Origin of the sequence: Emticicia sp., assembly GCF_049241225.1 — a bacterium.
GTDB lineage: Bacteria > Bacteroidota > Bacteroidia > Cytophagales > Spirosomataceae > Emticicia.
In genome coordinates, this window is sequence record NZ_JBMLRC010000091.1 from 1 (window position 1) to 1,453 (window position 1,453).

1 protein-coding gene and 1 pseudogene are annotated in these 1,453 nt (G+C 38.2%); both read left to right on the forward strand.

Going from position 1 to position 1,453, the window contains the following annotated elements; translation table 11 throughout:
- Window positions 1–475 precede the first annotated feature (475 nt).
- The gene (locus tag ACOVO2_RS05435; RefSeq protein WP_421768987.1) at window positions 476–838 is read left to right on the forward strand and encodes a BlaI/MecI/CopY family transcriptional regulator; all 363 of its coding nucleotides are present in this window, start codon (window positions 476–478) and stop codon (window positions 836–838) included.
- A 135-nt stretch (window positions 839–973) separates the two neighbouring features.
- A pseudogene (locus ACOVO2_RS05440) lies at window positions 974–1,453 on the forward strand (hypothetical protein); the annotation flags it as partial.

Genomic DNA, 1,453 nt, shown 5'->3' on the forward strand with positions numbered 1-1,453 from the left:
ATAATACCATCAACCGAGCAAAAGCCAATGGTTTCAAGCGAGTAACGATAGTAGTTGGGGCTAATCACGCCGCCATTATGAGCAAAATATTCAAAGAAAAAGGCGTAAAAGTTATCAATATCAATGATGCACCGATGAAATAATAGCTAAAAATATATTCTATAAGGATATTCATTGCCTTCTGGGCGACACCGTCTGCTTTAGCTGACGGATTACTATACAAAAACAAAACAAATTTGACTTTAGTCTCACTATGTTGGTTGACTAAAGTCAAATTTGTTTCTGCAAAAGTATCCGTCAGTTAAAGCAGACGGGGTCGCCCAGACGGCAATGAATTAGCAAAACAACTCCACACATTTGCATAAACACATAAACAACTAATAACCAATACTTTAAACCTGAAAACTGATTTTTAAATAAAATAACTGAAAAATCAGTTGTAAAACTGAAAAATTAGTTTTTACTTTGTTTCATCATGGAAGAACTAACAAAAACCGAAGAACGCATCATGCAAATCATCTGGGATTTGGAGCGATGTTTAGTACGAGACATCATCGAAAAAATGCCCGATGACCCAAAACCACCATACAACACGATTTCGTCGGTGGTACGGCTGCTCGAAAGCAAGGGATTTCTGAGCTACAAAGCTTACGGAAAAACCTACGAGTATTTTCCGATAATATCAAAAGAAGAATACGGGCAACGGAGTTTCAGAAAGGTATTTGCCAATTATTTCGATAATTCGGTAGAAAACTTGCTTTCGTTTATGGCAAAGGAGGAAAATCTGACGGTGGAGGAGATTGAGAAGCTGAAGAAGATAATACCCCCCCGCCAGTAACGACTGCCGCCCTAAAGGGGAGCTAAAATTTAAAAGGTTGGAATTACTTTGAAAAGGAAATAAATTATAAACAAAATCCTTTATTCCCCTTTAGGGGTTAGGGGCTTTTTAAACTCCCCTTTAGGGGCTGGGGGTATGGACTATCTACTCAAATCTACAATCTGCCTAACGGCTTTTTATGGGCTGTACTTCTTCGGTTTTCGCCGACTGAGTTTTCATACGCTCAACCGCTTTTATTTATTGTCATCTTTGGCTTTAAGCCTAACGATTCCGCTATTGAGTTATGAGCGAACGGAAATAGTTATGTTTGAACCTCAACCAATTGAAGAAGCTACTTTTGCAGTGGAAGAAACGCAGAAAAACAGTGATAATCAAGCATCTGCAATTCAACAACCAACTATCACTGACGAAGTTCCAGAAACTACTATTAACTGGATTTCAATTCTTAGTACCATCTACTTGATGGGTGTTGGAGCGATGTTAATTCTATTTATAAAGAACCTTCTAACAATTTTTTATAGTATAAAAAGTGCCTCGGTGGCTTTGGTGGCTGAGCGAAGTCGAAGCCACCAAAGCCACCGAAAACTAAAGATTTTACTTACGAAAAGTCAAAGT